The sequence below is a fragment of the Pseudomonas sp. GW458-11-26-14-LB4 genome, assembly GCF_059423925.1.
This window is the reverse complement of the sequence record NZ_JBWKYU010000022.1, coordinates 16,398-31,874: the sequence shown is the minus strand read 5'-3', so window position 1 is coordinate 31,874 and position 15,477 is coordinate 16,398. Positions and strand designations below refer to the sequence as shown.

Annotated in this window: 16 protein-coding genes; 6 read left to right on the top strand and 10 right to left on the bottom strand. The window is 61.1% G+C overall.

Annotated elements, in window-relative coordinates:
* The first annotated feature begins 61 nt into the window (after positions 1-61).
* From AC07XZ_RS24160 to AC07XZ_RS24150, 3 genes are read left to right on the top strand one after another with little or no spacing between them, the layout of a single operon-like run.
* Entirely contained in the window at positions 62-400 is a 339-nt protein-coding gene (locus AC07XZ_RS24160; protein WP_007952897.1) for an ArsR/SmtB family transcription factor, read from the top strand.
* Between the two features lie 38 nt (positions 401-438).
* Complete coding sequence (locus tag AC07XZ_RS24155) at positions 439-1,683, top strand: NAD(P)/FAD-dependent oxidoreductase (RefSeq protein WP_085746065.1); 1,245 nt, start codon at positions 439-441, stop codon at positions 1,681-1,683.
* 9 nt (positions 1,684-1,692) lie between these two features.
* A complete protein-coding gene (locus AC07XZ_RS24150; RefSeq protein ID WP_085746066.1) occupies positions 1,693-2,493 on the top strand; it encodes a sulfite exporter TauE/SafE family protein in 801 nt (266 codons plus the stop codon).
* 47 nt (positions 2,494-2,540) lie between these two features.
* Here the strand turns inward: AC07XZ_RS24150 and AC07XZ_RS24145 are convergent, their stop codons facing one another.
* From AC07XZ_RS24145 to AC07XZ_RS24115, 7 genes are all read right to left on the bottom strand, one after another.
* Positions 2,541-3,821, bottom strand: coding sequence for a TRAP transporter large permease (locus AC07XZ_RS24145; RefSeq protein WP_102687770.1), 1,281 nt, complete (start codon positions 3,819-3,821; stop codon positions 2,541-2,543).
* Positions 3,821-4,348, bottom strand: a complete 528-nt coding sequence (locus AC07XZ_RS24140) for a TRAP transporter small permease (RefSeq protein WP_085746068.1) — start codon at positions 4,346-4,348, stop codon at positions 3,821-3,823. Before AC07XZ_RS24140 ends, AC07XZ_RS24145 begins: the two co-directional genes overlap by 1 nt.
* 78 nt (positions 4,349-4,426) lie before the next feature.
* Positions 4,427-5,398 (bottom strand): TRAP transporter substrate-binding protein, encoded by a 972-nt coding sequence (locus AC07XZ_RS24135; protein WP_102687769.1) that lies wholly within the window; start codon positions 5,396-5,398, stop codon positions 4,427-4,429.
* Positions 5,399-5,455: 57 nt separating this feature from the next.
* Positions 5,456-6,349, bottom strand: a complete 894-nt coding sequence (locus AC07XZ_RS24130) for an SMP-30/gluconolactonase/LRE family protein (protein ID WP_102687768.1) — start codon at positions 6,347-6,349, stop codon at positions 5,456-5,458.
* A gap of 46 nt (positions 6,350-6,395) precedes the next feature.
* Positions 6,396-7,220, bottom strand: a complete 825-nt coding sequence (locus AC07XZ_RS24125; protein ID WP_102687767.1) for an NAD-dependent epimerase/dehydratase family protein — start codon at positions 7,218-7,220, stop codon at positions 6,396-6,398.
* 149 nt (positions 7,221-7,369) lie between these two features.
* On the bottom strand, positions 7,370-8,665 hold the full coding sequence (locus AC07XZ_RS24120; protein WP_102687766.1) for an OprD family porin: 1,296 nt from the start codon (positions 8,663-8,665) through the stop codon (positions 7,370-7,372).
* Between the two features lie 172 nt (positions 8,666-8,837).
* Positions 8,838-9,788, bottom strand: coding sequence for a polysaccharide deacetylase family protein (locus AC07XZ_RS24115; protein WP_064380537.1), 951 nt, complete (start codon positions 9,786-9,788; stop codon positions 8,838-8,840).
* Positions 9,789-9,998: 210 nt separating this feature from the next.
* Here AC07XZ_RS24115 and AC07XZ_RS24110 point away from each other — a divergent pair, with 210 nt between their 5' ends.
* Positions 9,999-11,654, top strand: a complete 1,656-nt coding sequence (locus AC07XZ_RS24110; RefSeq protein WP_102687765.1) for an MFS transporter — start codon at positions 9,999-10,001, stop codon at positions 11,652-11,654.
* A complete protein-coding gene (locus tag AC07XZ_RS24105) occupies positions 11,651-12,793 on the top strand; it encodes an HlyD family secretion protein (RefSeq protein WP_039767224.1) in 1,143 nt (380 codons plus the stop codon). The genes AC07XZ_RS24110 and AC07XZ_RS24105 overlap by 4 nt, the downstream gene beginning before the upstream one ends.
* A 2-nt stretch (positions 12,794-12,795) precedes the next feature.
* Here the strand turns inward: AC07XZ_RS24105 and copD are convergent, their stop codons facing one another.
* The 3 genes from copD to AC07XZ_RS24090 are packed head-to-tail and all read right to left on the bottom strand — an operon-like array spanning position 12,796 to position 14,501.
* Positions 12,796-13,653 carry a copper homeostasis membrane protein CopD gene (gene copD, locus AC07XZ_RS24100; protein ID WP_102687764.1) on the bottom strand — a complete coding sequence of 286 codons (858 nt, stop codon included), beginning with the start codon at positions 13,651-13,653 and terminating at the stop codon, positions 12,796-12,798.
* A 3-nt stretch (positions 13,654-13,656) separates the two neighbouring features.
* Complete coding sequence (copC, locus tag AC07XZ_RS24095; protein WP_102687763.1) at positions 13,657-14,019, bottom strand: copper homeostasis periplasmic binding protein CopC; 363 nt, start codon at positions 14,017-14,019, stop codon at positions 13,657-13,659.
* A gap of 47 nt (positions 14,020-14,066) precedes the next feature.
* Positions 14,067-14,501, bottom strand: a complete 435-nt coding sequence (locus AC07XZ_RS24090) for a GNAT family N-acetyltransferase (protein ID WP_085648338.1) — start codon at positions 14,499-14,501, stop codon at positions 14,067-14,069.
* 146 nt (positions 14,502-14,647) lie between these two features.
* Between AC07XZ_RS24090 and AC07XZ_RS24085 the strand changes: the two genes are divergently transcribed.
* Positions 14,648-15,268: a TetR/AcrR family transcriptional regulator gene (locus AC07XZ_RS24085; RefSeq protein ID WP_007952885.1), complete on the top strand. Its 621-nt coding sequence runs from the start codon at positions 14,648-14,650 to the stop codon at positions 15,266-15,268.
* The last annotated feature ends 209 nt before the right edge of the window (positions 15,269-15,477 follow it).

The following is a 15,477-nucleotide window of genomic DNA, read 5'->3' as shown; positions in this document are numbered from 1 at the left end:
GCAACACTTTATGTAAACACATAATGTCCGCAGCTTAAGTGACGTTGAAGGCATCCTGCAAATGCAATCCAGTCTGACCGAATGTGAAGTCGCCCAGCTGAGGGCCTCGGCCTCCAAGGCCTGTTCGCTGCTCAAGGCCCTGGCCAACGAGGATCGGCTATTGATCCTGTGCCAGTTGACCCAGGGCGAGCGCAATGTCGGCGAGCTGGAGAAAATGACCGGCGTGCGTCAGCCTACCCTGTCCCAGCAACTGGGCATCCTGCGCGATGAAGGGCTGGTCGCGACCCGTCGTGAAGGCAAGTACATTTTTTACGGTCTCGCCAGTCACGAAGTGATCCAGGTGATGAAAACCCTTTCCGGACTCTACTGCGGAGCCGTGCTCAAAAGCTGGGCGCAATAGACCCGGCTATCCTTGCGTGCAGCCATAAGGAACAAACAATGAACGATCAACACTGGGGCCCATCCATCAGTGCGGACATCGTGGTCATCGGCGGCGGCACTGCCGGCATCGGTTTTGTCGCGAGCCTGCTCAAGCGCGATCCCGGCCTGAAAATCACGGTGATCGAGCCGAGCACCCTGCATTACTACCAGCCGGCGTGGACGCTGGTCGGCGGTGGCGCCTTTGATGCCAAAGACACCGCCCGACCGATGAACAAGGTGATGCCGCGTCAGGCCACCTGGATTCAGGCAGCCGTGACCGGCATCGACCCCGACCAGCGCCGTCTCACCCTCAACGATCAACGCACGGTCATTTATCAGAACCTGATCGTCTGCCCCGGCCTGCGCCTGGCGTGGGAGAAGATCGAAGGCTTGCAGGACAGCCTCGGCCAGCACGGCGTCACCTCCAACTACAGCTATCAGCACGCGCAATACACCTGGGATCAGGTGCAGAAACTGAGCGGCGGCAAAGCGCTGTTCACCCAGCCGCCGATTCCGATCAAGTGTGCCGGCGCGCCGCAAAAGGCGCTGTACTTGTCCTGCGATCACTGGCTCAAGCGCAACGTGCTGAGCAAGGTCGAGGTCGAGTTCAATCTGGCCGGAGCTGCGTTATTCGGTGTGCCGACCTTTGTGCCGCCGCTGATGAAGTACATCGACAAATACAACGCGCGGTTGGCGTTCAATTCCAATCTGGTGAAGGTCGACGGCCCGGCGAAAACCGCCTGGTTCGACGTCAAGGATGCGGAGGGTAACGTCACCCGCCAGGCCAAGACTTTCGATCTGCTGCACGTCGTTCCGCCGCAGGTTTCACCGGATTTCATCGCGCAAAGTCCGCTGGCCGATGCCGCCGGCTGGTGCGAGGTCAACCCGCACACCCTGCAACACCCGCGCTATCCCGAAGTGTTTGCCTTGGGCGATATCTGCGGCACCACCAATGCGAAAACCGCCGCGGCAGTGCGCAAGCAAGTTGTGGTGGTGGCGGAAAACCTGCTGGCGGTGCGCAAAGAACTGGCGCTGCCGTTGAAGTACGACGGCTACGGTTCCTGCCCGCTGACGGTGGAGAAGGGCAAGGTGATCCTCGCCGAGTTCGGCTATGGCGGAAAACTGCTGCCAACCTTTCCCCTCGACCCGACCGTGCCGCGCCGCTCCGCGTGGTGGCTGAAGGCGACGTTGCTGCCGTGGTTCTACTGGAACGGCATGCTCAAGGGCCGCGAATGGCTGACAAGCCTGTCCAGGATCGACTGAGAACACTCTATGTTGCTGGCAAGCCTGTTTGGCGTGGTGATGGGATTGATCCTCGGTATGACCGGGGCCGGCGGCGGGATTCTCGCCGTGCCGGCGCTGGTGCTCGGGCTGGGCTGGACGATGACGCAGGCGGCGCCGGTGGCGTTGTTTGCGGTGGGTAGCGCAGCGGCGGTCGGCGCGATCGATGGTTTGCGCCATGGTCTGGTGCGTTATCGCGCGGCGCTACTGATCGCGGCGCTCGGCGCGGTGTTTTCGCCGGTGGGCATCTACTTCGCCCATCAGTTGCCGGAAAAGGTCCTGATGATCCTGTTCAGCCTGCTGATGGTGATGGTGGCGTGGCGCATGCTGCGCCGCGAACGCCAGCAGCAGGGACCCAGCGATCATGGCCACGCCAGTTGGGGCCAGAAGAACTGCATGCTCAATGAGCAGACCGGCCGTTTCGACTGGACCGCCAAATGCACCGCGACCCTCGCGGCACTGGGCGCGGTCACCGGCGTGGTGTCCGGGTTGCTGGGGGTTGGCGGCGGGTTTCTGATCGTGCCGGCGTTCAAGCAACTGACCGATGTGCAGATGCGCGGGATCGTCGCCACGTCCTTGATGGTCATCAGCCTGATTTCCGCCATCGGCGTGATCGGCGCGTTCCATGCCGGGGTGCGGATCGATCATCTTGGCGCGTCGTTCATCGTGGCCAGCATCGTCGGCATGATCATCGGCCGCAAACTCTGCGCGCGGGTGCCGGCGAGGACGTTGCAGGTGGGGTTTGCCAGCGTATGTCTGGTGGTCGCCGCTTACATGTTGCTGTGTGCGTGAGACAAAACCTGTGGCGAGAACCAGGCGCCCTCGCCACAGCGTTAGCGTTACAACACCAGATGCGGTAACCACAGCGACAGCGCTGGAACGTAGGTCACCAGCATCAGCACCAGGAACAGCACGGCGTAGAACGGCAGCAGCGCCTTCACCGTACTTTCGATACTGACCTTGCCCACCGCCGAACCCACGAACAGCACGGCGCCCACCGGTGGCGTTATCAGGCCGATACCGAGGTTGACCAGCATGATCATGCCGAACTGCACCGGGTCGACGCCGATACCGAGGATCACCGGCATCAGGATCGGCGTGAGGATCAGGATCAGCGGCGCCATGTCCATCACGGTGCCGAGCAACAGCAGCATGACGTTGATGCACATCAGGATCACGTAGCGGTTGTCGGACAGGGTCAGGAACAGCGTGGTGATCTTCGCCGGGATCTGCATCAGGGTCATGATGTAGCCGAAGCTGGCGGCGAAGCCGATCAGGATCATCACGATGGAAATGGTGCGCACCGTGCGATGCATCAGTTTCGGCAGCTCACTCCATTTGTAGTCGCGGTAGATGAACATGGTGACGAAAAACGACCACAGCACGGCGATGGCCGCCGACTCGGTGGCCGTGAAGATCCCCGACAGAATCCCGCCGAGAATGATCACCATCGCCATCAGCCCCCACAGCGCTTCGCCGCAGATCTTCAAGGCTTCGCGCAGCGGGATCACTTCGCCTTTGGGATAGTCGCGTTTGCGCGCGAAAATCAGGCACAGCACCATCAGGCACGCGCTCATCAGCAGGCCCGGCACGACACCCGCCATGAACAGCGAAGCGATGGACACGGTGCCGCCAGCCGCCAGCGAGTAGAGCACCGAGTTGTGACTCGGCGGGGTCAGCAAGGCCTGTACCGAACCACTGACGGTCACCGCCGTGGAGAAGTCCCGGGGATAGCCCTTGCGCTCCATTTCCGGGATCAGTACCGAACCCACCGACGCGGTATCGGCCACCGACGAGCCGGAAATCGCACCGAAAAAGGTCGAGGCCATGATGTTGACCAGCGACAGGCCGCCCCGCACGAACCCCACCAGCACCCCGGCGAACGCCACCAGCCGTCGCGACATGCCGCCCTCGGCCATGATCGCGCCGGCCAGCACGAAGAACGGAATCGCCAGCAGCGAGAATTTGTTCACCCCGCCCGCCACCTGAATCATCAAGGCCTGGAACGGGATGTCGATCCACCACGCGCCGATCAGCGCCGACAACCCGAGCGCATAGGCAACCGGCATGCCGATCAGGATCAGTGCGATAAAACTGCCCAGCAGAATCAATGCGTCCATCAGGCAGCCCCTTCGTTTTCTTCAACCAGGTCGAACCGCACCACGCGGCGATTGCTTTGATCGCCGAGCAACAGTTTTTCCAGCACGAAAATCAGCGTCAGCGCACCACCCACGGGGATCGGCATGTAGGTGATGCCGACCCGCAATGTCGGCAGGGCGCTCATGAACTGGTTCCATGTCGACAGGCACAGCTTGGTGCCCCAGATGGTCATGAACAGGCAGATGGTGCCCATGAGCACTTGCGAAACGATGCTCATGGTTCGGCGCATCTTCGGTTGCAGGCGGTCGGTGACCATCGCCACCGCCATGTGCGCACCGGCGCGATAGCTGGCGGCGGCACCGATGAAGGTGAAGACCATCATCAGCAGGATGGCGGTGGGCTCCGGCCAGCTTGAGCCGGTGCCGAGGACGTAACGGGCGAACACGCCCCAGGGAATGATCAGGGAAATGGTCAGCACCGACAGACCGGCGACCCAGATGCAGGCCATGTAAATCCGGTCATTGATGCGCAGCAGCAAATTCTTCATCGGGTTCCACCGTAACCGGGCAGGCGTGAGCGTCGAGCGACGCCAGCGCTGCCGGGCCTTGTATTGAGGGCAGGGAGGTTACTGAACGGCTTCGATGCGTTTGATCAGGTCGACGTAGGGCGCGCCGTATTTTTCGCGGATCGAAGCGGTGGCCTCGTAGAAGGGTTTCTTGTCGACGGTGATGAACTCGACGCCGGCGGCCTTGAGTTTCTCTTCACTGCTGGCCGACTTGGCATCCCACAAGGTGCGCTCTTGGGCCTGCGCAGCCTTGGCGGCTTTCTTCACCAGGGTCTGCTGATCGGGGCTGAGTTTTTCCCAGGTGATTTTCGACATCACGATGGGCTCGGGCAGGATCAGGTGCCCGGTCAGGCTGTAGAACTTGGCGTTCTGGTAGTGGTTGTGTTCAAGCAGGGTCGGCGGATTGTTTTCCGCGCCGTCGATAACGCCGGTCTGCAGCGCACTGAAGATTTCGCCGGTGTCCATGGCGATCCCGTTGCCACCCATGGCGTTGATGGTTTCGATGAACATCGGGTTGCCCTGCACACGGATTTTCATACCCTTGAGGTCTTCGAGGCTGCGCACCGGTTTCTTGGTGTAGATGTTGCGCGTGCCGCCATCCATCCACGCCAGCGCCACGAGGTTGAATTCGGAGTTAGTGATCTTGTCGAGGATTTCGTCACCGATTTCACCGTCGATGATCTTGCGCATGTGCGCCTGATCACGGAACACGAACGGCATATTGAACACGTTTACGTCCGGCACCACCGGACCGACGATACCGAGGCTGACGCGGGCCATCTGGATGGCGCCGACCTGAGCCTGTTCGACCACTTCCTTTTCCGAGCCGAGCACGCCGCCAGGAAACATTTTGAAGGTCAGCTTGCCGTCACTTTCGGCAACCAGGGTCTTGCCCAACTGTTCTTCAGCGACCACGGTCGGATAACCGGCGGGATGGATGTCGGCGAATTTGATTTCCAGCGCATGGGCGGCGCTGCCGAAGGTGAGCGCGAGGGGGAGAGCGGCGGCGAGCAACGTGCGTTTGAAGTCCATGAGGGGTTCTCCAGTCTTGTTATTTTTGTGTTCAAGGCACAGCGATGCAGCAGGGGGTTACAGCAGGTCGTCGAACAATGGCTCCGGCAGGCCTTTTATGCCGGGGTTGAGGGCGAACACGCCGCCGGCCAGCGATTGCGGATCCTGGTCGTCGCCGGGGCGGATCGAGGTCACGAACAAAGTGTCCATCCGGCTGCCACCGAAGGCGCACATGGTGGGTTTTTTCACCGGTACCTGCAGCGAGCGGTCAAGGCGACCGTCGGGGGTAAAACGATGGATCAGGCCGACGTCGTTGGCGCAGATCCAGTAGCAGCCATCGGCATCCAAGGCAGCGCCGTCGGGGCGGCCATAAAAATGGTTCATGTCCACGAACACCCTGCGGTTGGAGGGTGTGCCTGTCTCGGTGTCGTAATCGAAAGCCCAGATCAGTTGCACGTTCGGGTGCGAGTCCGACAGGTACATGGTTTTGCCGTCCGGGCTGAAGCCCAGACCGTTGGGCACGATGAAGCCATCAAGCTGTGCCTCGATCACGCCTGTTTGCCCGGCACCGTAACGATAGAGCCGGCCCTCGGGCAGATTCAGGCCCATGTTCAGCACCATGCTGCCGGCCCAGAACCGGCCCTGACGGTCGCAGCGACCGTCGTTCAGACGCATGTCCTGACGGCTGTGTTCCACGGTCGCGAGCAGGTCGCTGTCGAGGCTGCCATCGCCATTCGGTTGTAAATGAAAGAACCCACTCTCCATCCCGGCAACCCAACCGCCCTCGCTGTGGCGGGCGATGCAGGCAAGCATTTCGGGAGTCTTCCAGGCATGGACGTGGCCAGTGTCGGCGCTCCAGCGTTGCAGACCACCGTTGGGGATATCGACCCAGTACAAGGCGTTTTCCTGTGGCACCCAGACCGGGCTTTCACCGACCGCGTTGCGGGCGTCGACGATCAATTCGGCTTGCATACTCATTCCCTTGGTTTGTGCTTTTGGAGACGGACAAGCGCAGCGATCAATCGCCGAACGGGCCGGCCGCAACGAAGGCGCCGCCCTGATAGATCCGCGCCGGGTCATCGCTGGCGGGCATCGGCTGCGCTTCGACCTTGTCGCGAAACACTTCGGAGGTGTCCTTGGCCTCGAAGCCGAGGTGGCTGGCGAAGCGGTTGTCCCACCACACATCCTTGTTGGCGGACATGCCATAAACCACGGTGTGGCCGACGTTGGGGGTGTACAGCGAACGCTCGAGCAGTTGGGTGAGGTCGTCGAAGCTCAGCCAGGTGTGCATCATTCGGCGGTTCTGCGGTTCGGGAAACGACGAGCCGATGCGGATGCTGACGGTTTCGATGCCATAGCGATCGAAGTAGAAACTGGCCATGTCTTCGCCGTAGGACTTGGACAGACCGTAGTAGCCGTCGGGGCGACGAGCAGAGCTGGCGTCGAGGTGTTCGTTCTGTTTGTAGAAGCCGATGACATGGTTGGAGCTGGCGAAGATCACCCGCTTCACACCGTGTCGGCGTGCCGCTTCATAGATATGGAATACGCCGCAGATGTTGGCGCCGAGGATTTCTTCGAAGGGGCGCTCCACCGAGACACCGCCGAAGTGCAGGATCGCATCCACGCCTTCGACCAGCTGATGCACGGCAGCTTTGTCGGCGAGGTCGCAGAGCACGATTTCTTCGCGGTCATCGATGGCCGGGGCGAGGGCAGCGATGTCCGACAGGCGCAGTACGTTGGCGTAGGGGCGCAGACGTTCGCGCAAGACTTTGCCCAGGCCACCGGCGGCGCCGGTCAGCAGCAGGCGATTGAACGGAGTTGGGGCGGTGGGGGTGGACGTCATGGCAATCCCTTACACGTTGTTATTAGGTTTGTTGTAGGTTGTCGTATGACTGCGCTGAAGTATCGGTAGGGTTTCCGGAACTTGTCAACGCGACTTTCGGTGTAAATGACGGAAGGCTGATTCACCTTCCGCTCATGCCATGTTCGGGTCTACAGCAAGGAAATCGGGTAACTGATGAAGATCCGGTTCTCGTCGAATTCATTGGTGCTGAAGTCCCGGCGAATCGTCGCGTTGCGCCATTTGACGTTGAGGTTCTTCAGCGGGCCGCTCTGCACGGTGTAGGCCAGTTCCGATTCGCGACCCCATTCCTTGCCATCGGTGATGGTGCCGGTGTGCACGTTGTCGCCGCTGATGTAGCGGTTCATCAGCATCAGCCCGGGGACGCCGAGGACGACGAAGTTGTAGTCGTGGCGGATCTGCCAGGAACGCTCCTGCGCGTTGTCGTAACTGGCGTTGTAGCTGTCGTTGGCCAGGGTGCCGCCGCTGGTGCCGTTGACGCGCATCCAGGCATCGTCGCCGCTGAGCTTTTGCAAGCCGATGTAGAACGTGTTGCCGCCGTACCGGGCCGAGAGCATGGCGAAAGCGGTTTTGTTGTCGAGGTCGCCGGCCTGGGCGCTGCCGTCTTCCTTGCCGGTGAAGAATCCGAGGTTGGCGCCCAGTGTCCAGTCGCCCAGCGGCTGGCTGTGGCTGAGGTTGAAGTACTGCTGCTGGTAGATGTCGCTGAGTTCGGCGTACCACACACCGACAAGGGTGCGTTTGTCGTTGAAGGTGTATTCGCCGCCACCGAAGTTGAAGCGGTCGGACGTGAATGCGCCGCGGCCGTTCATCGACATGTCTTCCATGCTGGCATCGTTGCGCGGGCTGTTGCCACGGAACTGGCCACCGTAAAGGGTCAAACCATTGATTTCGGTAGAGGTGATCTGGCCGCCGCGAAAGGTCTGGGGCAGGGAGCGACCATCATCCGAGCGCAGGATCGGCAACACCGGCATCCACTCGCCGACCTTCAATTCGGTCTTCGACACCTTGGCCTTGAGCGCCACGCCCAGTCGCCCGAAATTGTCCGCCGGGCGCCCGTCATCGTGGATCGGCAACAGCTGCGTACCGCCCGTGCCTTTGCCGCCATCGAGCTTTTGCGAGTACAGCCCCAGTACGTCCAGACCAAAGCCGACAGTGCCCTGGGTGAAACCGGATTTGGCGTCGAGGATGAAGTTCTGCGTCCATTCTTCAGCCTTGCCCTGCGGATAGTTCGGGTTGACGAAGTTGCGATTGAAGTAGGCGTTGCGCAGGTTCAGGGTGGCTTTGCTGTCTTCGATGAAGCCCTCGGCGTCTGCGCTCATTGGCAAAACCAGGGCGAGGCTGCCGCAGCCGATCAGGCTCAGGGTGGAACGCGGGCGGGGGGTAGAAAAACGGGACGTGCGGACGGAATTGCAGACGAATGTGCTCACTGTGACGCTCCCTGTTTCATTTGTTGTTTTTATTATTTGTTATACGTCGTCGTACAACATGGTTGCGGATATTTGCGAGGTTTTCCGGAAAAGTCAACAGGGCGTCGTACGATGACTTCCCGTGAGCGAGCAGCCCTCCAAATGCTGTGAGGAAGGCTGCTTCGGGCCGCTTTTATTGGTTGTAGAGCGCCTCCGTGTTATCGATCAGTGGATTTTTTTCGGTCAGCACGATCTGCGCGATCTGATCCTTGCGCATGAAACTCACCTTCGGATGCGACTGGGCGTACCGGATGAAGCGTTCCATGGCCTCGACCATCGCCGGAGTACCGCCGATGCGGTCGTGCAGACTCACCGACATCATCCGCCGCTTGCTCGCGCCTTCGGCGTAGAGGCGATCGAATTCCAGCACCAGTTGCTGATAGAACTGCTCGGCAGAGAAATGCCGGCCCTCGACCAGCACGATGTCGTTGTTGCGCAGGGTGTACGGCACCACGGCGAATTTGCGTCCACGAACCATGGTCACGAACGGCTCGTCACGGCTGACGTCGTCGATGTGATAGGTGAAGTTCAGATCTTGCAGCACCTTCAGCGTATTGGGGCTGCGGCGCAGCCAGTTGGCGTTGTAGCCGACCGAGCGCTGGCCGGTGATTTTCTCCACCGCTGCGACACCGTCTCCGATGAACTGTTTTTCCTGGGCGTAGTTCATGTTGTACGAATCGGCCCAGCGCATGCCGTGGGCCGCCAGTTCATGACCGCGCTCGGCAATCGCCTTGGCCAGTTCCGGGTGCTTGAGCGCCGCTTCGCCGACCACGTGGGAGGTCACTTTGATGCCGGTGCGATCCCACAGATCGAGCATGCGCCACAGGCCTTCCTTGTAGCCGTAATCAAACCAGGTCTGTGCCGGCAGGTCCGGGTAGCCTTTTGGCAGCGGTGTGCCGGAGAACGGGCTTTCAGCGCCTTCGGGCTGGCCGCCGGTTTCGAATTGCATCGACACCGAAATCACCAGTTGCGAGCCGTCCGGCCATGGGCGTTCCTGGGCAAAGGCGAGGGCGGGCAGCAACAGCGTGGCGGCCAGCAGGTTTTTCAGCAGACGCGGGGAGCGTTGCCAGCGGGGAGTGGTCATATCGGGCACCTTGCAGGTTGAGAAGTGAAACAAGGTTGGCATTCGCCAGGCCCGGGAAAAATCCGCTGCGGGCGAGATGACTTTTAAACAAAATTTACGAATTGCGATGCACGAATTTCTGGTGGGAGCGAGCAGGCTCGCTCCCACAGGGATATGTGTTTGGCTGCAGTTTTGCGGCAAACTCAAGCCATCACCGTATAAGGCCAATCAATGAACCAATACGCCCCGCGCAACTGGCAGCCGCACGAGAAGCCCAGTCTGCCCGGTTCCCCCTCGACGCCGCTGCATTCCAACCCCAAGCGCCTGGCTTATGCGCTGGTGGGCGTGCTTGTGGCGGTGACCGGTGGGCTGGGTAATGCGCTGGTGGTCGCCAACCTGCCTTACCTGCAAGGCGCGCTCGGGGCGACCACGGCGGAGATGGCCTGGCTACCGGCGGCGTACGTGATGACCAACGTGTCGATGAACCTGCTGCTGGTGAAGTTTCGCCAGCAGTTCGGCTTGCGCGCGTTCACCGAGGTGTTTCTGGTGCTGTATGCGCTGGTGACCTTCGGCCATCTGTTCGTCAATGACCTGAATTCGGCGATTGCCGTGCGTGCGGCCCACGGCATGGTCGGCGCGGCGTTGAGCTCGCTGGGCCTGTATTACATGGTGCAGGCGTTCCCGGCCAAATGGCGGATGAAGGCGCTGGTGCTGGGCCTCGGCACTTCACAGCTGGCCTTGCCGCTGGCGCGACTGTTTTCCGAAGACCTGCTGCAGATCGCCGAATGGCGCGGCCTGTACCTGTTCGAGTTGGGCATGGCGTTGCTGTCGCTGGGCTGCGTCCTGATGCTCAAACTTCCGCCGGGTGACCGGTTCAAGACTTTCGAACCCCTCGACTTCCTGACGTTCGCGATCCTTGCGACCGGCGTTGCGCTGTTGTGCGCGGTGTTGTCCTTGGGGCGGATCGACTGGTGGCTGGAGGCCGACTGGATCGGTATCGCACTGGCCGCTTCGATTGCTCTGATTCTCGCGGGGCTGGCCATCGAACATAACCGCAGCAACCCGATGCTGATGACCCGCTGGCTCGGCAGCGGGGTGATGATCCGCCTGGCGCTGGCGGTGATCCTGATTCGCATGGTGACCTCGGAGCAATCCACTGGCGCCGTGGGCTTCATGCAGAACCTGAACATGAGCAGCCAGCAACTTCATAGCCTGTATGTGGTGATGCTGATCGGCAGCGTCGCCGGGCTGCTGACCAGTGCGCTGACCATCGACCCGAAACACCTGCTGATGCCGCTGATCATTTCGCTGGCGTTGATGGCCACCGGCTCGATCATGGACAGCTCATCGAATAACCTGACCCGCCCCGGCAACCTGTATTTCAGCCAGTTCCTGCTGGCGTTCGGCAGTACCTTTTTCCTCGGCCCGACCATGGTGCTGGGCACGCGCAACGTGCTGACCAACCCGCGCAACCTCGTGAGTTTTTCGGTGTTGTTCGGGATCTGCAACAACCTCGGCGGTCTGATCGGCGCGGCGTTGCTGGGGACGTTCCAGATCGTGCGCGAGAAGTTTCATTCCAGCCACATCGTCGAGCAACTGGTGATGTCTGATCCCCGCGTCGCCGCCCGGGTGCAGAGCGGCGGGTCGGCGGTCGGCTCCGTGATTGCCGACCCGAGTCTGCGCAATCTGCAGGGCATTCGCAGCCTGGCCAACGCCGCTACCCGCGAAGCCAACGTACTGGCCTATAACGATGTGTTCATGCTGATCGCGGTGATCGCGATCCTGACCATGATCTGGATTTCCATCCGTGCGCTGTGGCTGATCAGCACCACCAAAGCCGTCGCCCCGACACCTTCCGTACCTTCCAGCGGTGCCACTTCTTCATGACCGAACCGACTACCACGACCACCAATGCCATCGCCGCCACCCCTGAAGGTGTGGCGCCGCCGTCATCACCGAACACCGAGCCGCGCTCGTTGCGGGTGCGGATCATCTCATCGCTGGGGTTTGCCGCGATTGCTATCGTCGGCGTGCTGATCGTGCTTTACGCCTGGCAGCTACCGCCGTTCAGCAGCGCAGTTGAGACCACCGAAAACGCCTTGGTGCGCGGTCAGGTGACGATCATCGGCCCGCAGCTCAGTGGCTATGTGTTTGAAGTGCCGGTGCAGGACTTCCAGTTTGTGAAGGAGGGCGATTTGCTGGTGCGTCTCGATGACCGCATCTATCAGCAACGCCTCGATCAGTCGCTGGCGCAACTGGCGGTGCAGAAGGCCTCACTGGCCAACGTGGTGCAGCAGCGCAACAGCGCCGAGGCGACGATCAAGTTACGTCAGGCGGTGGTGGCCGACAGCGAAGCGCAGCTACGCAAAAGCGAGGCGGATCTGCGACGCAACAAAGCGCTGGTCAATGACGGCTCCGTGTCCAAGCGCGAGATGGACGTGGCGCTGGCCGCCAACGCCCAAAGCATTGCGGCGGTGGCGCAGGCCAAGGCCAATCTGGAAATCGCCCGGCAGGATCTGCAAACGGTGATCGTCAATCGCGGCTCTCTGGAAGCGGCGGTGGCCAGCGCCGAGGCGGCGGTGCAGCTGGCGCGGATCGACTTGTCCAACACCCGGATCATTGCTCCACGTGACGGTCAGTTGGGGCAGATTGGCGTGCGTCTGGGTGCTTACGTAAACTCCGGGGCGCAGTTGATGGCGCTGGTGCCGAACCAGAAATGGGTGATCGCCAACCTCAAGGAAACCCAGATGGACAATGTGCGCGTCGGGCAACCGGCGAGCTTCACCGTCGATGCCTTGAACCACCGTAAATTCACCGGCCACGTGCAGCACATCTCGCCGGGCACCGGTTCCGAATTCGCGTTGTTGCAGGCTGACAATGCCACCGGCAACTTCGTGAAAATCGCCCAGCGAGTGCCGGTGCGCATCACCATCGATCCGGATCAGCAGGAGAGCGAGCGCTTGCGGCCGGGGATGTCAGTGGTGGTCAGCATTGATACGGCGGCGGGCGACACCCAGAAACACTGACCTCAGGCGGCGATCATCGGCGGCAAGGTGCCGAGCACGGACACCGCCGCCACGGCGCCGATCCCCAGCAGCCATTCAAGCATCACGCTGTGCTTGAGGGTGTCGAGCCGTTGTTCACAATCGTTGATCCGCACGCGATTGAACAGCGCCAGTGCAAGCATGCCGGACACCAGCAGCGCCTTGATCAGCAGTATCAGGGCGAATCCCGAGAACAGCGGTGTCGGCCACCATTGGCCGGTGAGCACGCGCACGTTGATCAGCCCGGTGATCAGCAGGCCGGCGACCAGTGCGTAACCGAGTCCGCTGAAACGCTGCAAGATTTCGCGCATGTCTTTGTCAGGTTGGCGCAGGATCATCACCAGCATCAGCAGCCCGCCGAGCCAGGCGCCGACACACGTCAGGTGAATGACTTGATTGAGGATCAGCATTTGCCCGCTGAAGCCATCGAGCATCGCCCCGTGTCCGACCGGTGCCAGCGTCATCAGCAGCAGCGCGCTCAGGCCCAGCCGCAATGGCCGGTTCGAACGCCACGGCGTAAACAGCAACGCCAGCAACAGCGCATTGATCAACAGATGCCAGCGCCAGACCTGACCGAAAAACGTATGACCGAGAACCAGCTCGACGGTGGCCGGATCAAAAGCGGCAGCCGCCGAACCGGCCATGCTTGCAGTAATCAACAACGCCCAGATGACGCCGCTGAGCAGGGCAATCGCCACCAGCCAGCGAGCCAGTCGCGCCAACTGCCGATCCAGTGCCGGCGCTTCACCCTTGAGCAGCAGCGGCCGGAACAGCCAGGCCCCGAACAGCATCAACACCACGATGAAATGCGGGAACCGGCACAGCACCAGCGCTTCACTCATGAATTACTGGCCAACCTTGAACTGATAGGCGCCTTCGCTTTTGTGCGTGTCGACCGACACCGCATGCCATTCGACCTTGTATTCGCCAGCGGTCAGTGGTGCTTCGGGGGTGACGATCAGGGTTTTCTTGTCACCTTCGGTGGTCAGCGGTTTGACTTTCACCGGCTTGCCGTCGTGGGTCACGGTGACTTTGGTGAAGCTGGCTTCGACGCCTTCGGAAAACACCAGACGCAGATCCGCCGGTGCCGCGACGGTGCTGTCGGCGGCCGGGGTCTGGCTTTTCAGATGGGCGTGGGCGAAGGCCTGGGAAGTGACGATCAGCGAGGCCAGCAGCGCGCCGGTGGTGAACAGTTTTTTCATCGACATGGAACGATTCCTTTCAGTGAAATGGCGGGCTGAGTATAGGACGTGGATCACAGGGCTTTCAGGCGCATGTGAATGACCGGAAAGGGCCGGCCTTCGCCGTCGAGTGCCGAGCGGCCGATGTCTTCGAATCCGTAGTGCCGATAGAAGCCGTGGGCTTGCGGGTTCTGTTCGTTGACGTCGACCTTCAGCAACGGGCGCCGGACGTGGTCGAGCAAGCGCCGGCCGATACCCTGGCCACGCTGAGCCGGGTCAATGAACAGCATTTGTACGGTGTCGTCATCGGTGGCGATGAAGCCTGCCGGGGAGTGGTCGGGGTTCTCGAAAACCTGCACATCCAGCGCGGGCAGGTAGGTGTCACGCACCAGCGGGAACAGCCGATGGATGTCATCTTCCGGGAGGAAGTCGTGAGTGGCGCGGACCGAGCGTTCCCACAGTGCGGCGAGCTGCGGATCATCCGCAGCGATGCGCTTTCGAATGGTCATGGACAGATCCTTCAGTGTCTGACGGGGAGAAGGAGGGCGATCCTAAACCAGAAAAAAGCCCAAGTGTGTGAAGAATCGTTCTCGGCTGTCGCCCCTTGCCCAGAGCGGATGCTAGTCTTCAACAACGTTGTCTTCAGGGAGCCCTCATGGGCAATCACAAGATCGAAATCCGCCGCACCAACGTCGACAAGATCCTGCTGGCGGCGGAAAAAGTCTTCGCCGAAAAAGGTTTCGGCGGCACCGCCATGGCGGACATCGCGGCTGAAGTGCAGCTGCCGCGATCCAACCTGCATTACTACTTTTCGACCAAGAGCGAACTGTACAGCGCAGTGCTGTTCGACCTGCTGGAAGTGTGGAAGCAGGACGCGCTGTGCTTCGAGATGTTCGACGATCCGCGCGTGGTGCTCAGCAGCTACATCCGCGCCAAGATGAACCACTCGCGCAGCCGGCCTTACGGGTCGAAAGTCTGGGCCAACGAAATCATCCACGGCGCCCCGACCCTCGGCGAGGCGCTGGATGTGAGCCTGTATGACTGGGCGAAGATGAAGGAGGCGAAGATCCGGCAGTGGGTGGAGGACAAGCGGATTCTGCCGGTGGAGCCGTCGAGCCTGCTGTACATGATCTGGGCCTCGACACAGCACTATGCCGACTTCGATCATCAGGTGAATATTTTGAATGAGCACCAGCCGCTGTCGGACATGCAGTTCGAGCGGGCGGTGCAGACGGTGACTAGCGTGATTTTGCGGGGGATCGGGTTGGAGCCCTGAAAGTCAAAAGCTGGCCCTCACCCCAGCCCTCTCCCGGAGGGAGAGGGGGCCGATCGAGGTGTCTTGCGAGCTACATCGACCTGCAAGACCGGGTCGGTTATGGATTCAAAGCGCAGCTCTAGCAGCTTCGGTTATGGATTCAACGCAAGACTTTCACGTCGGTGTAATTCATCAATATCCCCCAATCAGTCCCCTCTCCCTCGGGGAGA

Bases quoted from the DNA above. Each gene is read 5' to 3' on its own strand.
- AC07XZ_RS24140 (WP_085746068.1), bottom strand. From the start codon at position 4,348: ATGAAGAATTTGCTGCTGCGCATCAATGACCGGATTTACATGGCCTGC.
- copC (WP_102687763.1), bottom strand. From the start codon at position 14,019: ATGTCGATGAAAAAACTGTTCACCACCGGCGCGCTGCTGGCCTCGCTG.
- AC07XZ_RS24155 (WP_085746065.1), top strand. From the start codon at position 439: ATGAACGATCAACACTGGGGCCCATCCATCAGTGCGGACATCGTGGTC.
- copD (WP_102687764.1), bottom strand. From the start codon at position 13,653: ATGAGTGAAGCGCTGGTGCTGTGCCGGTTCCCGCATTTCATCGTGGTG.
- AC07XZ_RS24160 (WP_007952897.1), top strand. From the start codon at position 62: ATGCAATCCAGTCTGACCGAATGTGAAGTCGCCCAGCTGAGGGCCTCG.
- AC07XZ_RS24105 (WP_039767224.1), top strand. From the start codon at position 11,651: ATGACCGAACCGACTACCACGACCACCAATGCCATCGCCGCCACCCCT.
- AC07XZ_RS24135 (WP_102687769.1), bottom strand. From the start codon at position 5,398: ATGGACTTCAAACGCACGTTGCTCGCCGCCGCTCTCCCCCTCGCGCTC.
- AC07XZ_RS24125 (WP_102687767.1), bottom strand. From the start codon at position 7,220: ATGACGTCCACCCCCACCGCCCCAACTCCGTTCAATCGCCTGCTGCTG.
- AC07XZ_RS24090 (WP_085648338.1), bottom strand. From the start codon at position 14,501: ATGACCATTCGAAAGCGCATCGCTGCGGATGATCCGCAGCTCGCCGCA.
- AC07XZ_RS24145 (WP_102687770.1), bottom strand. From the start codon at position 3,821: ATGGACGCATTGATTCTGCTGGGCAGTTTTATCGCACTGATCCTGATC.
- AC07XZ_RS24130 (WP_102687768.1), bottom strand. From the start codon at position 6,349: ATGCAAGCCGAATTGATCGTCGACGCCCGCAACGCGGTCGGTGAAAGC.
- AC07XZ_RS24110 (WP_102687765.1), top strand. From the start codon at position 9,999: ATGAACCAATACGCCCCGCGCAACTGGCAGCCGCACGAGAAGCCCAGT.
- AC07XZ_RS24150 (WP_085746066.1), top strand. From the start codon at position 1,693: ATGTTGCTGGCAAGCCTGTTTGGCGTGGTGATGGGATTGATCCTCGGT.
- AC07XZ_RS24085 (WP_007952885.1), top strand. From the start codon at position 14,648: ATGGGCAATCACAAGATCGAAATCCGCCGCACCAACGTCGACAAGATC.
- AC07XZ_RS24115 (WP_064380537.1), bottom strand. From the start codon at position 9,788: ATGACCACTCCCCGCTGGCAACGCTCCCCGCGTCTGCTGAAAAACCTG.